Here is a 13,235-nt window from a genome sequence, read left to right on the forward strand (position 1 = left end):
TGTTCCAGTCGCCACTGTCAAGAGATTGACAAACGGGCGCGGTTCACATCACATGTGGCACGCGGGAGATATGGCATGGTTTCGAAATTCCTCGTAAGGAACGTCGAAATTCTGATATAGTGACCCTACATTTTGATATTGCGATGGTTCCGAAGTTCACGCTCCGGAACCTGTTTCTTTTTGTGTTCGCGGCATCCGCGGGCACGCCCCTGAAGGACAAGAAAATGGTTGAAAAGGTACCGATGACGCAGAACGGCTTTGTCCAGCTGCAGGAAGAACTGCGCTGGAGGCAGCAGGAGGAGCGTCCCCGTATCATCGAAGCGATTGCGGAAGCGCGCGCCCATGGCGACCTTTCGGAAAACGCTGAGTATCACGCTGCCAAGGAAGCCCAGAGCCACAACGAAGGCCGCATTACCGAGCTGGAAGACCTGACAGCCCGCGCAGAAGTCATCGACCTTTCCAAGATGTCCGGCTCCAAGGTAAAGTTCGGTGCCACTGTAAAATTGGTCGACGAAGATACCGAAGAGGAAAAGACCTACCAGATCGTCGGCGATCAGGAAGCCGACGTGAAGGCCGGTCGCATCTCAATCTCCTCCCCGATCGCCCGCGCTATGATCGGCAAGGAAGCAGGCGAATCGATCGAAGTCGTTGCACCTGGCGGCTCCAAGGCCTACGAGATTCTTTCCGTTTCCTGGGGCTGATACAGTGACCGAAGGCGAAACGCCTGCACAAGTGGGCGCAAGCAGCGTCGACATCAAGGATGTCGACGTCATCGCACCAAATTTCAAGAAGCGACTTTCCGGTGTAACCTCCACCATCGTGCAGCTGGTCCCTTACCAGATGAAATTGGGTATACGGATCGCAACGCTTGGACCTGGTCTTCCGGCATATCTTCCGCATATCCGCTGGACGGGCCTTTTCGGCCTGTGGCGCCCGCCAGTCGGGCGGCGCCACCGTATCTGGCATGCCCGCCGTAATAATGAGATGCTCGCCGGCCTTATTCTCAAATACGTGCTGAGCATGCCGCTAAAACTGATCTTCACCTCGGCTGCCCAGCGCCATCACAGCTCATATACTCGCTGGCTCATCCGCAGAATGGATGCCGTAGCCGCTACCAACAGTCGCTCAGGTGGCTTCCTACAAGTCGAACATACGGTGATCCGTCACGGCGTTGACCTAGACCTTTTTCATCCTCCGCAGGCTCAAGACGACACGATAGCCGCCACAGGCCTGCCCGGAACCCTGCTCGTCGGCTGCTTCGGACGCGTCCGCCACCAGAAAGGTACCGACCTCTTCGTCAAGGCGATGATTGAACTTCTACCGCAATATCCGGACTGGACGGCAGTAATCTCCGGTCGAATAACGCCAGAAAACAAGGGTTTTGCCGACAGCCTGAAGGCCGGCATCGCAAAAGCAGGACTGGAAAGACGGATTGTATTTCTCGGTGAAGTCGACGACATCAGGCCCTGGTACCGTCGGCTTGACCTTTACGTCGCCCCTTCGCGCAATGAAGGCTTTGGCTTGACCCCACTGGAGGCGATGGCATCGCAGACCGCAGTCGTTGCGAGCGACGCCGGCGCCTACGCAGAAATGATCGTTGAAGGCGAAACCGGTGCCTGCGTACCGGCCGGAGATTACGGCGCATTGCGTGATGCAATTTGTACCTACCTCGCGGCACCGTCACTCGCTGCGTTGCATGGAAAGGCAGGTCTCCGACATGCGCGCGACACGTTCGCGCTGGAGAATGAGGCAAGGTCTTTAAATCGTCTATATGAAGCGTTGATAGGGTGAGACCTATCCGATGATCAAGAAAATCAGCTCGCCTAAAAGAGATGTGAAATGACCACGACCGACAACGGACAGACCATACCGGCTTTGACGACAGAAAATTTGTGCTCGCATGAGGAATGGCAGAGCTTCTTTTCCAGGTTTTCCCATTTCGTGCTTGTCGCCAACAGCGACGACCAAACGCTCGACGCTATTCGTTCGTCCTACCCCGACACGGCTCTCTTCATTTTCTTCAATCGCGTCAACAAGGTGTTGAAAGAACCATTCGTCGGCAACTCCATCCTTGTCACGCGCAGCAATCAGGCAGGATCAGAACTCGTTTATCGAGACATTCTCGGGCAAATGGTTGCGCTTCTGCCTGCTCCGGGTTTTCTCGGCGTGATGAACATGAGAACTGTCGAATTCGAACGACTGATGGAGCCTTCGCAGTTCAAGCAGGCCCCGGCAGGAACCCTCGATCTCGCCGAATACTTCCATGATCTTTACCCACAGGAACACACGGCAAGCTCAGGCTTTGCCATGGCCCTTTGGCTTTATGAACATGTTCCGGCTTCAAAGATCGTGCTGACCGGATTTTCGGCCACCCGTGGCAAAAAGTGGAAATTGTTCCTGGTTCACGACTGGGTCTTCGAGCAATCCGTGCTCAATCTCCTTGCAATAAACGACCGCCTCGAATTTTCCGGAAAGACCGTTCGAAACCCCTATGCCCGGCTTCTCCAGCGCTTCCCGGATCTGAAGACCGAAGATGTTCTGTTCGCATCCTTGCAGACGCTATCTATGCAGCTTGAAGGCAATAAACGCCATATCGACCGATTGATTTCCGTCACCGCGCCGTTGCGTTTCCTCTATGACGGCTTCAAAGCTATGAAACGCAAATCCAAGAAAGACCGAATTCTGGCAGCCGAGCGGAAATAAACGCACTCCTCCTGCAAAAATCTTTTGCCTGACCTGCAAAGCAACCGGTACAGCACGCAAGCCCTGCACCGGCATGCTGCTGTGTCAGCTTACGACAGATCGATATCGTGCTTTTTCAGGAAGTCGATCATTCCGCAATCTTCAATGGTATCCGCTTCAACCCGCTGCAGAGTTCGCAATACGCTTTGCCGATATCGCTCGCTTGATCTTCCGTTCCCACGGTCGATTTTTTCCATGAGTTCCTGCATGGAGCGGCTATAGTAGTGATTGAGTTGCAGGAATTCCGACGAATAGAACGCTTTTTCCTTCCGCCCGTCACGTGTCGCACGCTTGCCCGCATCGTTGGAATTTATTTCACCGAACGTCCGGGTCCAGAAATGATGCACTCCCACCTGCTCGACTTCACAAGGGTCGACTATACATTTGAATGCCATCCCGTTCTTTTTGTCATTGCTCGGAATGACGCTACGCATAGTGAAGTTCAAAAGGCTCGAACCGACGGGCTTAGTCTTGTGACCGCTGGTACCAAACATATGCCATGGCAGCGACACGGCGGGGAATCCGGCAGCCCCCTCTAGCGCCTCCTCAATGGTTCTTCCCTTTTTGGGTAGCAGGAATTCGTCGACGTCTATGAAGGCCATCCATTTACACGACGCGCCGAAATTCAGGATCGCGTGCGCAAAAGCGATGACCTGCGTGTCGAGAAACTGCTTCGACCCCTCGTCGACCATCCGGCTGCTCCATGGAAAAATGGTGAACTCCTCCGGGGAGAGCACTTCCCTGATGACGTCGCAGGTCCTATCCGTCGATCCATCGTCGTAAATGTAGAAGTGACGCACTCCGACGGCCCGATGAAACAGAAGCCAGTCCGCGATGTAAGGCGCTTCATTCTTAGCCCGCGCCGCGATCACGATACCGTGTCGATCATCGCGCGGCTGCGGTGGAGAAATCAGCAGGTTTCTGGTGAAGATCTTCTTTTTGCCAAACAAGCGCATGTTCGTTTCCGTGTATTGGAAGCCGCGAAAGGTCTCGACGGCGATCAGGCCGATGCCGTACATCAACCTGCTAAAATTAGCCTTCGGAATTTAGGGATGCAAAGCGGTCATCATAGGGAAAACCGCATTTCAAAAGCGCCGACACTGAAGAAAAATTGAGCAACTCTATATTTCGCTCAGCCGCCACCTCCTTAACAAGGGAAAAGAAGGAGAGGATGCGGGCCTCAGCCCTGGCGATACCTGAGTAGGCGATATCGTTCTTCGTTTCATAGAAGCGCGGCTGGTTGGCATTGGAAATATCGATCCCGAACATTCCGATCCTCTCGGGCGCGCAATAAAGTGCAAATTGGAGGGCGCTGATTGCGACCGAACCTCCCTGGAACACTCCGGCATCGGGATCGAGCGAGATGGCTGCCTCTCCCTCGCTTTTCGCGATCGGAATACCAAGCTCGCGGACCTGCGGAATGGTGCGCCGAGCCACCCTATATGGTTTGCGAATATTGTCGATGAGAATGATCGTCTTGTCGCGCAGCCATTCGCGATCGCGTTCGCAGATAGCCCTGATAACGGCGACGGAAAAAAGACATATCATGCCCGGCCGTATTTTCTGGCGCATGAGATCGAAATGTCGCCAGACGAAGCGTTCATCCTCGATAGCCAATCCTAGTGGTTCGGCGACGGGCGAACCGATAAGACTGATAGCTCCATTGAGTAATATACCAGTTCCGCGGCCCATCCGGCCCATGTCATTTCGCATCAGCGATGGACCTGAGCCGACAATATGGATTATCGGACCTGCAGCCGCCTTGAGAACGGACGCACGGTAGAGCGATACGATACGATCATTTTTGTAAACGACAGCCCCTTCGCTGCAATCTGTGACTCGCTCAATTTCGAGACCGGGAAGCCAATCCTGCGCATGGGACCATTGCCGTCCGAAAAACAGCTTGATGGCAAGCTTCGTCGCGGAGCGGAAAAATGGGCGATCAGGTCGCGATATCAGCGTCAAACTTCCACCAAACCCAGTTGCTTCACCTGCCGGATCGTCAGCATTGTCCTCACGGTATCGACATGTTCGTCAGCAGTCAGCACCTCGATAACGAAGTCCTGGAATTGCGTCAGGTTCTCTGCGGTACAGCGCAACAGAAAATCACTGTCTCCATTCACCATCCAAGCCTCTCGCACCAGCGGCCATTGCTGCACTGTGGAGGAAAATCCCTTCAGGTCGGCATCGGACTGACGTTTCAATCCGACCATACAGAAGGCGGTAAGGTCAAAACCTAGTTTCTGGCCGTTCAGGAGCGCGTGATAACCCTCGATGATGCCGGCCTCTTCCAGCTTGCGTACACGCCGAAGACAGGGTGGCGCCGAAATGCCGACACGTTCGGCCAGCTCCACATTGGTGATGCGCCCGTCCTGCTGGAGCTCCTTCAGAATCTTTATATCGATGGCATCGAGATCGGCGCGGAGCACGGTATTCCCCCTTGGATGGGATGGCTTTTAATCGAAACAGCGTTTAACGCAAGGCGTAAGCAAATACAGCCCCGCGGAACCGCGCACCAGATGTTGCAAGCAAAGTTCGCAGGGATATTTGGGGACGTTATTACAATCCGCATGCCAAATCCGGTTCTCGGCGCCATACGCTCGCGACCAACTGTCCTGTTGTTAATGCAAGCCTGCCCTTGCACTGACGCATGGATCGACATTAGATGACAGTCAAAAAGCGGCAGAACAAAAACGCCCTTCCTATATGGGGCGGAGTTCCTATCCGCGCTTGAAAGGAAATATTCATGTCCGCTCGTCACACGGAAGTGCTGATCATCGGTTCAGGCCCCGCTGGATACACCGCCGCCATCTATGCAGCACGCGCCATGCTGAAGCCGGTCTTGATCGCCGGCATGGAACAGGGCGGCCAGCTGATGATCACCACCGATGTCGAAAACTATCCGGGCTTCGGCGATCCGATCCAAGGGCCATGGCTGATGGAGCAGATGCTCAAGCAGGCAACCCATGTGGGCGCAGAGATCGTCAACGACCTCGTGACCGAAGTCGAGACGACCGCCCGCCCCTTCACCGTCAGGACTGATTCCGGAACAGTCTGGACTGCGGACACGATCATCATTGCGACCGGCGCAAAAGCAAAATGGCTGGGCATTGAAAGCGAACAGCATTTCCAGGGCTTTGGCGTATCGGCCTGCGCTACCTGCGACGGCTTCTTCTATCGCAACAAGGATGTGATCGTCGTCGGCGGCGGAAATTCCGCCGTCGAGGAAGCGCTTTATCTGTCGAACATCGCCAAGTCGGTCACCGTCGTGCATCGCCGTGACGAGTTCCGCTCGGAAAAAATCCTGCGCGAGCGCCTCTTCCAGCGCCCCAATGTCAATGTCCTGTGGAATACCGAGATCCACGAGATCACCGGCAAGCCTGCAAAGCCGCCGCTTCCGCCTTCCGTGGAAGGCGTCAAGCTGCGCAACACGCTGACCGGCGCAATCACCGAACAGCCGATCGACGGCGTCTTCGTCGCCATTGGCCATGCGCCGGCAACGGAACTGTTCAAGGACAAGCTCAAGATGAAGGCTGGCGGCTATCTCTGGACCGCGCCCGATTCGACCGCAACCGACGTGCCCGGCATCTTTGCCGCGGGCGACGTGACCGACGACACCTTCCGGCAGGCGATCACCGCGGCCGGCATGGGCTGCATGGCCGCTCTTGAGGCCGAGCGTTATTTGGCCGGCATCCAGCCGGTCTCCATAGCTGCGGAGTAAGCATGGGCGTTCCTTTAGACTGGGATAAATTGCGCATTTTTCATGCGGCAGCCGAAGCCGGTTCATTCACGCATGCCGCCGACAAGCTGCATTTGTCCCAGTCGGCGATCAGCCGCCAGGTCAGCGCCCTCGAACAGGACGTGGGCGTAAAGCTGTTTCACCGCCATGCCCGCGGCCTGATCCTGACCGAACAGGGCGAACTGCTCTATCGCACCGCCCATGACGTCCTGCTCAAGCTGGAAACCGTCAAGGTCCAGCTGACGGAGACGACGGACAAGCCTTCCGGCAAGCTGCGCGTCACCACCACGGTCGGCCTCGGTCAGGGCTGGCTGACAGACAAGGTGCAGGAATTCCTGCAGCTTTACCCGGAAATGTCCGTGCAGCTGATTCTCGACAACGAAGAAGTCGACGTCAACATGCGCCATGCCGATTGCGCCATCCGGCTTCGCCAGCCACAGCAGTCGGATCTCATCCAGCGCAAGCTCTTCACTGTGCATATGCATGTCTATGCAGCACCGTCCTACATCAACCGCTTCGGTGAGCCACAAACCGTCGAAGATCTCGACAACCATCGGATCATTACCTTCGGCGAACCCGCGCCGAACTATCTGCTGGATGTAAACTGGCTCGAATATGCTGGCCGCAACTCTGATAACACGCGCGCCCCGCATCTGCAGATCAACAGCCAGACCTCAATCAAGCGGGCCTGCCTGCTCGGCATCGGCATCGCCGTTTTGCCGGATTATATCGTTGGACGGGATCCGGGACTGATTCAGCTGGCCATCAATGCCGACATTCCGACCTTCGACACATATTTCTGCTACCCGGATGAAATGAAGAACGCGGCAAAGCTGAAAGCCTTCCGCGACTTTATCGTCACGAAAGCCAGAAACTGGAATTTCTAAATTCCGGCACACAAAGCAAATCCAACGTGTTGCTGCCTGACTCTTGCATTTATGCAAGTTTTAAGACAAAGCCATGCGCCCAAAGCATGGCAGTCTTGCACAAAATATGATTGCGCAATGCACAAAAAACCATCATATCGCACTCAGCTGATGCACATGGTGGCTTTCCTCCCAGTTCCACCGCAGCAGCTGTTCCCCTCTGGAGGTTCATTTTTGACCTTCACACTTCAAAGGGCCCTGGAGCGATCCGGTGGCCCTCTTTTTTTGCCTTTTGCACCTAATCGCACAAAGCTGCGCCAATCTGCTGCAGCAATAATCATGTCTCTGCGTTTAATATCTTCACCAAGCCCCTTGTGTGGAGCCGTGTGCAACCCCATATTGATATCAGTCGATGGCACGATGGTTTCCCGCCATCCGCGTCGACTGTTCCCCTCTGGAGGTTTTTTGACCTTCACACTTGACGGGCCGCGGAGAAATCCGTTGGCCCGATTTTTTTGCCTCTTTAAATCGAAAAATTCCGATCTACATATCGAATGGAGGCGATATACGATGACAACCGACAAGACGGAAATTCTAAAAGCGTTAGCCCACCCGGTGAGGGTATCCTTTCTTGAATGGATGCGAACACCTGAGGAGCACTTCTGCAACCAGGCTCATCCTCTGGAAATGGGCATCTGCGCCAACCAGTTTGAAAAGAAGTGCGGGCTGTCCCAATCAACGGTCTCCGCCCACCTTGCCACACTCGAAAAGGCAGGACTGCTCAAGACGAACCGCGTCGGCCAGTGGGCATTTTACAGCCGCGACGAAGAAAATATCGCTTCCTTCCTGAATGAGCTGAAATCGACACTCTGATTCAGCTTACCTCCTCCACTACGCCAAAGGTAAAAGGACTTCTAGAATGACCACCCTCTTTGACCCGGTGAAATTTGGTGACATTGAACTGGCGAACAGGATCGTCATGGCGCCGCTAACGCGCAATCGCTCGCCCAAAGCTATTCCGAACGATCTCAACGCCGCATATTACGAACAGCGCGCCTCAGCCGGACTTCTGATAACCGAAGGTACGCCCGTGACTCAGCAGGGTCAGGGCTATGCAGATGTGCCAGGCCTCTACCTCCCTGAGGCCATTGCAGGTTGGAAAAAGGTAACTGACGCCGTTCACAAGAAGGGCGGAAAGATCGTCACCCAGATCTGGCATGTCGGCCGCGTATCGCACGTTTCGCTGCAGCCGAATGGCACAGCACCCGTCGCCCCTTCGGCAATCCCGGCTGGCGGCAAGACGTACATCATCGATGAAAATGGAAATGGCGCCTTCGCCGAGACCTCTGCTCCGCGCGCATTGGAGATCGCCGAAATTTCTGGAATTGTCGCCGATTATGCAAAGGGTGCGCGCGCCGCAATCGATGCCGGCTTTGACGGCGTGGAAATCCATGGAGCAAACGGCTACCTTATCGACCAGTTCCTCAAGGACGGCGCGAACCAGCGTACGGACGAATACGGCGGTTCGATCGAAAATCGCGTTCGCTTCGCGCTCGAAGTTGTCGATGCTGTGGCGAAGGAAATCGGTGCTGGTCGCGTCGGCATCCGCCTCTCGCCGGTGACGCCGGCCAATGGCATTACTGAAAGCCAGCCCCAGCCATTGTTCAACCACCTTGTGCACGAACTCGGCTCGCGCGGCCTTTCCTTCATTCACGTCATAGAAGGCGCAACGGGCGGAGATCGCGATTTCACCCAAGGCGGCAAGCCGTTCAATTATCACGAATTGAAGGATATCTACCGAAAGGCCGGCGGCTCAGGAGCATGGCTGGTCAATAATGGCTACGACAAGGCCGCAGCCGAGCAGGCCGTGGAAAGCGGGTATGCCGATGCAGTGGCTTTCGGCAAACTGTTCATCGCCAACCCGGATCTGGTAGAGCGCTTCCAAACGAACGCTGAGCTCAACGAGCTGGACAAGGCCACTCTCTACGGCGGTGGCGCAAAGGGCTATACCGATTATCCCAACCTCGATACGGCTGCCTGAAAGTAATCAACGAAACCGGGGGCCGCTTAACGCGGCCCTTTTGCTGTCATGGGCGAACTCGAGTTCGCGACGATCACACGTGAGCTAGCGCGCACCTGCCTGCTCGCCGTCACCATCCTGAACCTCAGCCTCAGGGCGATCGCCTCCGTCGCTGTGTTCACTGTGCCAGACACCCTTGTCGTCCTGCCAGCTGATCTCTTCCGGTTCGCCGCCAACCTGCTGTTCCGCCGCCACGATGCGCGCAGCCTGCATTGCATCTGAGCGGCTTGGAAAAGTCTCGGAGAAAACATCGCCGAGACGATAGGCCCAACCGCCGTCATGCGGCACGATCTTGTAAACGACCTTGGTCATAAATCCTCCTTAACGCGTGGCCGCATCACAACACATCGGACATCTGTCCGCCTGCGGCACCGTGGTGAAGATGCAAAAGACCGTAACAGAGTTCCAGGCCACCAAAGAAATAATGGCATTATCGTCCAAATAGCGCAAATGCTCGCCCTCTTATCAAAGGGTGCTTGATGCGCTGCACTGCAGCGTTAGATGATCGGTACGAACAGGAGCGCATTCAAGATGACGGCAATTTTGAAACAGGAGAGCTTTCTTCTTATCGCATTCGGATTTGCGATCCTCTCCTACCTGTTCGAACACACACTGCTGGAGCAAGGGCAATTCGTGTCGATGATCGCGGCCTGCGCGCTTATCGTCGTGATTGTCATGGCCTCCACCCGTGTGGCCCACCATGCTGAGGTCCTGGCACATAAGGTCGGTGACCCTTACGGCACGATGATCCTCACCCTTTCCGCAGTCGCAGTGGAAGTGCTGATTCTTGCGATCATGATGGGAAGCAGCAGCTCGCCGACCTTGGTGCGTGATACGATCTATTCGGCAGTCATGCTCGATATCAACGGCATCCTCGGGCTCGCGGCTCTGCTCGGCGGCTTGAGGCACGGAGAGCAGCCCTATAACGACGATTCGAGCCGCACATACAGCGCCATGATCCTGACGGCGATGGGCATATCCATGATCGTCCCGGAATTCATTCCGGAAGCCAAATGGCACTATTATTCCGCCTTCACCATCTTTGCGATGGTGGCCCTTTATGCGCTTTTCCTCAAGATGCAGGTCGGTACCCATAGCTATTTCTTCAGCTATAGCTATCGCAGCCAGGCTACGGCTGCAGCCGCTTCCGGTGTCGGCTCTGCTGCCGCGCCCACGCACACCCCGCCCAAGCCGGCCGAGGAGACCGAAGAACGGGAATCTGCCACAGTCTCCATCACCATCATCCTGGTCGGCGTCCTGATTATCGGCTTTCTCGCCGAATTCATGTCCGCCTTCTTGAATGAAGGGCTTGAGGGAACAGGTGCCCCACCTGCCCTGATGGCTGTTGTCGTCGCGTCGATTTCGGCGGCCCCCGAAATTCTGACCGCACTGCGCGCGGCGCTCAAGAACCGCATGCAATCGGTCGTCAACATCGCCATGGGCGCATCTCTTTCCACCGTCATCCTAACCGTACCGGTCATGGAAGCCATTGCGCTTTACACCGGTCAGCCCTTCCTCATGGCGATGACACCGGTCCAGACGGTCATGGTGGCAATCACTCTCATCGTTGCGGCGATCAACCTCAATGACGGGCAGACGAACGCGATCGAAGGCATGACGCATTTTGTGCTCTTCGCCACGTTCGTCATGCTGACCTTCCTGGGCTTATGACGAAAAGAACAGCAGCATCAACCGCCTGGAAAGGTTTCCGGATTCAATCTATCAATGAGTTGCGCTTGCCGCCGGCGTCATAAACTAAACTTGATCGACACGTGTTCGACCCTTTCGGTGCAAGCCCCTATCTCCATCCAAAGAGTTCATTTCAAAGGGAGATAGAATGAAACGCCTCACCCTCATGCTGGCCTGCACGGCTATTGCATCCGCATTCATCTCCACTCCAACTCTTGCCCAGACCACCGGCCAGCCCGCAGAAACGGGCCGCGCAAACGCCCCGGACCAAAAGCCATCCTTCGAAAATCAGACGCGCGCACCGCAACCGGCAACATTGCCGAAGATTAGCACCGAAGTTTTTGCGGATGATCTACCGCATCTGTGGGCGATGGAGTTCCTGCCCGATGGGCGCATGCTGGTCACTGCCAAACAGGGCGCCATGCATATCATCTCTAAGGAAGGCGACGCCGGCCCGGCAATCGCCGGCGTACCCGAAGTGGCGTTCGGAGGTCAGGGCGGACTGCTCGATGTCGCACTCGCACCGGATCATGCAACGTCAGGCATGATCTTCTTTTCCTTCTCGGAACCACGCGAGGATGGAAACGGCACATCTGTCGCCTCGGCGAAACTGGTGGTCGACGATAATGGCGGCGGCAAGCTCGAAGACGTGAGTGTCATCTTCCGTCAGACACCGAGTTACGACGGCCGCTCGCATTTCGGTTCGCGCCTCACTTTCGGCCCGAACAACGAGCTTTACGTAACGGTTGGGGAACGCTCAGACCGCCAGCCGCGCGTGCAAGCCCAGGAGCTCGGCAGCGGGCTTGGAAAGGTCTTCCGGATTGACGCGAGCGGCAAGGCCCTTCCCGACAATCCCTTCGTCAATACGGATGGCGCCCAGCCGGAAATCTGGAGTCTCGGCCATCGCAACATGCAGTCCGCTGCTCTGGACGCTCAGGGACGCCTCTGGACCGTCGAACACGGCCCACGTGGCGGCGACGAACTGAACAGGCCGGAGGCCGGCAAGAACTATGGCTGGCCGGAGGTCACCTACGGCGTTGAATATAACGGAAACGCGGTTGGCAGCGGCATTACGGAAAAAGCAGAAACCGAACAACCGGTTTACTACTGGGACCCGGTAATCGGCCCCTCGGGCATGGCCTTTTATGACGGCGACGCCATTCCCGAATGGAAAAATGCCTTCCTGGTTGGGGGGCTCGTCAGCCAGGGCGTCGTCGTTCTGCACATGAATGATGACAAGGTAGCTTATGAAGAACGGGTACCGCTCAACGCCCGCATCCGCGACGTAAAGGTGGGGCCGGACGGGGCAGTTTATGCCGTTACCGAACAACGGGGCGGTGGAAAATCCACGATCGTCAAGCTCACAAAGGCCTAGCATTGCCTCGACATCGGGCGAGATCAGGCCGTCCGATGTCGACATGATCATCATCATACGGCAGCCGGCGATAAACATGATAAAAATCATCATATTTATTGCAATAGGTTTTCCCGTCATCTAAGAGGCAGTGCTAACCCTTCGGCTTTCGTATCCGAGTTTCTCATGACAGCGCATTTTCGCGCCCCCTCTGCTAGCGAACATGCCTCTTCGGCCGGTGAAAACCCGCTGCTGGATCGGGCCATTCTTGCCTATTACGACGAGCTTTGCGGAAGCGTGCGACGGCGAGGCCATAATCCTGCAAATATACAGGAAATCGTCCACGACCTTTACATTCGCCTGCGCCAGAAGGACGGCGCGCTCGAGAACAAGGTGTCGCTGAAAGCCTTCCTGATACGCGCCTGCATCAATCTCGGCATCGACCGTTTTCGCCGCGAACATTTTGAAGCCTGCCTGTTTTCCGGCAGCGAACAGGAGGCGCTACAGGTCAGCGCACCGGTCGCCTCTCCTGATCAGGCGCTGGACCTCGAACATCGTCTGGGCATATTGAAGGCGGCCATCATGGAAATGTCTTTGCAGCGTAGACGCGTCTTCATTGCCAGCCGTGTCGGCAAGCTCTCGGCCGACGAAATCTCTTGCCGCATGAAAATCAGCCGCAACATGGTCGACCGACACTTGCGAAAAGCCTATCTCCATTGCCTGGATCGATTGGAAGATACGCTCTAGGCATGGCAGACACAAAGG

General features: G+C 55.9%; 14 protein-coding genes. 10 read left to right on the forward strand and 4 right to left on the reverse strand.

The annotated features are described in order from the left end of the window. The first annotated feature begins 224 nt into the window (after nt 1-224). The 3 genes from greA to HNQ72_RS03850 are packed head-to-tail and all read left to right on the forward strand — an operon-like array spanning nt 225 to nt 2,703. Nucleotides 225-701 carry a transcription elongation factor GreA gene (gene greA / locus HNQ72_RS03840; protein WP_148147529.1) on the forward strand — a complete coding sequence of 159 codons (477 nt, stop codon included), beginning with the start codon at nt 225-227 and terminating at the stop codon, nt 699-701. A gap of 52 nt (nt 702-753) precedes the next feature. Next, nucleotides 754-1,791, forward strand: a complete 1,038-nt coding sequence (locus tag HNQ72_RS03845) for a glycosyltransferase family 4 protein (protein WP_244654343.1) — start codon at nt 754-756, stop codon at nt 1,789-1,791. A gap of 48 nt (nt 1,792-1,839) precedes the next feature. Then, the gene (locus HNQ72_RS03850; protein WP_183989688.1) at nt 1,840-2,703 is read left to right on the forward strand and encodes a 3-deoxy-manno-octulosonate cytidylyltransferase; all 864 of its coding nucleotides are present in this window, start codon (nt 1,840-1,842) and stop codon (nt 2,701-2,703) included. Between the two features lie 89 nt (nt 2,704-2,792). On the opposite strand, the gene HNQ72_RS03855 is transcribed toward HNQ72_RS03850, so the two are convergent. The 3 genes from HNQ72_RS03855 to HNQ72_RS03865 form a co-directional block, all read right to left on the reverse strand. After that, on the reverse strand, nt 2,793-3,692 hold the full coding sequence (locus tag HNQ72_RS03855; RefSeq protein ID WP_183991284.1) for a glycosyltransferase family 92 protein: 900 nt from the start codon (nt 3,690-3,692) through the stop codon (nt 2,793-2,795). An 82-nt stretch (nt 3,693-3,774) separates the two neighbouring features. Continuing rightward, the gene (locus HNQ72_RS03860; protein WP_308422326.1) at nt 3,775-4,455 is read right to left on the reverse strand and encodes a glycosyl transferase; all 681 of its coding nucleotides are present in this window, start codon (nt 4,453-4,455) and stop codon (nt 3,775-3,777) included. Between the two features lie 248 nt (nt 4,456-4,703). After that, nucleotides 4,704-5,171 (reverse strand): Lrp/AsnC family transcriptional regulator, encoded by a 468-nt coding sequence (locus tag HNQ72_RS03865; protein ID WP_183989690.1) that lies wholly within the window; start codon nt 5,169-5,171, stop codon nt 4,704-4,706. Nucleotides 5,172-5,488: 317 nt separating this feature from the next. Here HNQ72_RS03865 and trxB point away from each other — a divergent pair, with 317 nt between their 5' ends. The 4 genes from trxB (at nt 5,489) to HNQ72_RS03885 (ending at nt 9,388) form a co-directional block, all read left to right on the forward strand. Next, nucleotides 5,489-6,463 (forward strand): thioredoxin-disulfide reductase, encoded by a 975-nt coding sequence (trxB, locus tag HNQ72_RS03870; RefSeq protein ID WP_183989692.1) that lies wholly within the window; start codon nt 5,489-5,491, stop codon nt 6,461-6,463. Between the two features lie 2 nt (nt 6,464-6,465). Then, nucleotides 6,466-7,368, forward strand: coding sequence for a LysR family transcriptional regulator VtlR (locus HNQ72_RS03875; protein WP_148147523.1), 903 nt, complete (start codon nt 6,466-6,468; stop codon nt 7,366-7,368). 549 nt (nt 7,369-7,917) lie between these two features. Then, on the forward strand, nt 7,918-8,220 hold the full coding sequence (locus HNQ72_RS03880; RefSeq protein ID WP_183989694.1) for an ArsR/SmtB family transcription factor: 303 nt from the start codon (nt 7,918-7,920) through the stop codon (nt 8,218-8,220). A 46-nt stretch (nt 8,221-8,266) separates the two neighbouring features. Next, nucleotides 8,267-9,388, forward strand: a complete 1,122-nt coding sequence (locus tag HNQ72_RS03885) for an alkene reductase (RefSeq protein ID WP_183989696.1) — start codon at nt 8,267-8,269, stop codon at nt 9,386-9,388. Between the two features lie 84 nt (nt 9,389-9,472). Here HNQ72_RS03885 and HNQ72_RS03890 read toward each other — a convergent pair whose 3' ends face one another. After that, nucleotides 9,473-9,739, reverse strand: coding sequence for a DUF2188 domain-containing protein (locus HNQ72_RS03890; RefSeq protein ID WP_112505080.1), 267 nt, complete (start codon nt 9,737-9,739; stop codon nt 9,473-9,475). Nucleotides 9,740-9,958: 219 nt separating this feature from the next. Here HNQ72_RS03890 and HNQ72_RS03895 point away from each other — a divergent pair, with 219 nt between their 5' ends. The 3 genes from HNQ72_RS03895 to HNQ72_RS03905 all read left to right on the forward strand — a co-directional run bounded on the left by HNQ72_RS03895 (nt 9,959) and on the right by HNQ72_RS03905 (nt 13,217). Further along, the gene (locus HNQ72_RS03895) at nt 9,959-11,098 is read left to right on the forward strand and encodes a calcium:cation antiporter (protein WP_183989698.1); all 1,140 of its coding nucleotides are present in this window, start codon (nt 9,959-9,961) and stop codon (nt 11,096-11,098) included. Nucleotides 11,099-11,282: 184 nt separating this feature from the next. Continuing rightward, the gene (locus HNQ72_RS03900; protein ID WP_373289405.1) at nt 11,283-12,491 is read left to right on the forward strand and encodes a PQQ-dependent sugar dehydrogenase; all 1,209 of its coding nucleotides are present in this window, start codon (nt 11,283-11,285) and stop codon (nt 12,489-12,491) included. A 165-nt stretch (nt 12,492-12,656) separates the two neighbouring features. After that, nucleotides 12,657-13,217, forward strand: a complete 561-nt coding sequence (locus tag HNQ72_RS03905; protein ID WP_183989702.1) for an RNA polymerase sigma factor — start codon at nt 12,657-12,659, stop codon at nt 13,215-13,217. The last annotated feature ends 18 nt before the right edge of the window (nt 13,218-13,235 follow it).

It is taken from the genome of Aliirhizobium wenxiniae (assembly GCF_014201355.1).
Classification (GTDB): Bacteria; Pseudomonadota; Alphaproteobacteria; order Rhizobiales; family Rhizobiaceae; genus Neorhizobium; species Neorhizobium wenxiniae.

What these genes read in the sequence shown, in the direction of transcription:
- greA (WP_148147529.1), top strand. Translation starts at nt 225, where the DNA reads ATGGTTGAAAAGGTACCGATGACGCAGAACGGCTTTGTCCAGCTGCAG.
- HNQ72_RS03850 (WP_183989688.1), top strand. Translation starts at nt 1,840, where the DNA reads ATGACCACGACCGACAACGGACAGACCATACCGGCTTTGACGACAGAA.
- HNQ72_RS03860 (WP_308422326.1), bottom strand. Translation starts at nt 4,455, where the DNA reads ATGCGAAATGACATGGGCCGGATGGGCCGCGGAACTGGTATATTACTC.
- trxB (WP_183989692.1), top strand. Translation starts at nt 5,489, where the DNA reads ATGTCCGCTCGTCACACGGAAGTGCTGATCATCGGTTCAGGCCCCGCT.
- HNQ72_RS03875 (WP_148147523.1), top strand. Translation starts at nt 6,466, where the DNA reads ATGGGCGTTCCTTTAGACTGGGATAAATTGCGCATTTTTCATGCGGCA.
- HNQ72_RS03880 (WP_183989694.1), top strand. Translation starts at nt 7,918, where the DNA reads ATGACAACCGACAAGACGGAAATTCTAAAAGCGTTAGCCCACCCGGTG.
- HNQ72_RS03885 (WP_183989696.1), top strand. Translation starts at nt 8,267, where the DNA reads ATGACCACCCTCTTTGACCCGGTGAAATTTGGTGACATTGAACTGGCG.
- HNQ72_RS03890 (WP_112505080.1), bottom strand. Translation starts at nt 9,739, where the DNA reads ATGACCAAGGTCGTTTACAAGATCGTGCCGCATGACGGCGGTTGGGCC.
- HNQ72_RS03895 (WP_183989698.1), top strand. Translation starts at nt 9,959, where the DNA reads ATGACGGCAATTTTGAAACAGGAGAGCTTTCTTCTTATCGCATTCGGA.
- HNQ72_RS03900 (WP_373289405.1), top strand. Translation starts at nt 11,283, where the DNA reads ATGCTGGCCTGCACGGCTATTGCATCCGCATTCATCTCCACTCCAACT.
- HNQ72_RS03905 (WP_183989702.1), top strand. Translation starts at nt 12,657, where the DNA reads ATGACAGCGCATTTTCGCGCCCCCTCTGCTAGCGAACATGCCTCTTCG.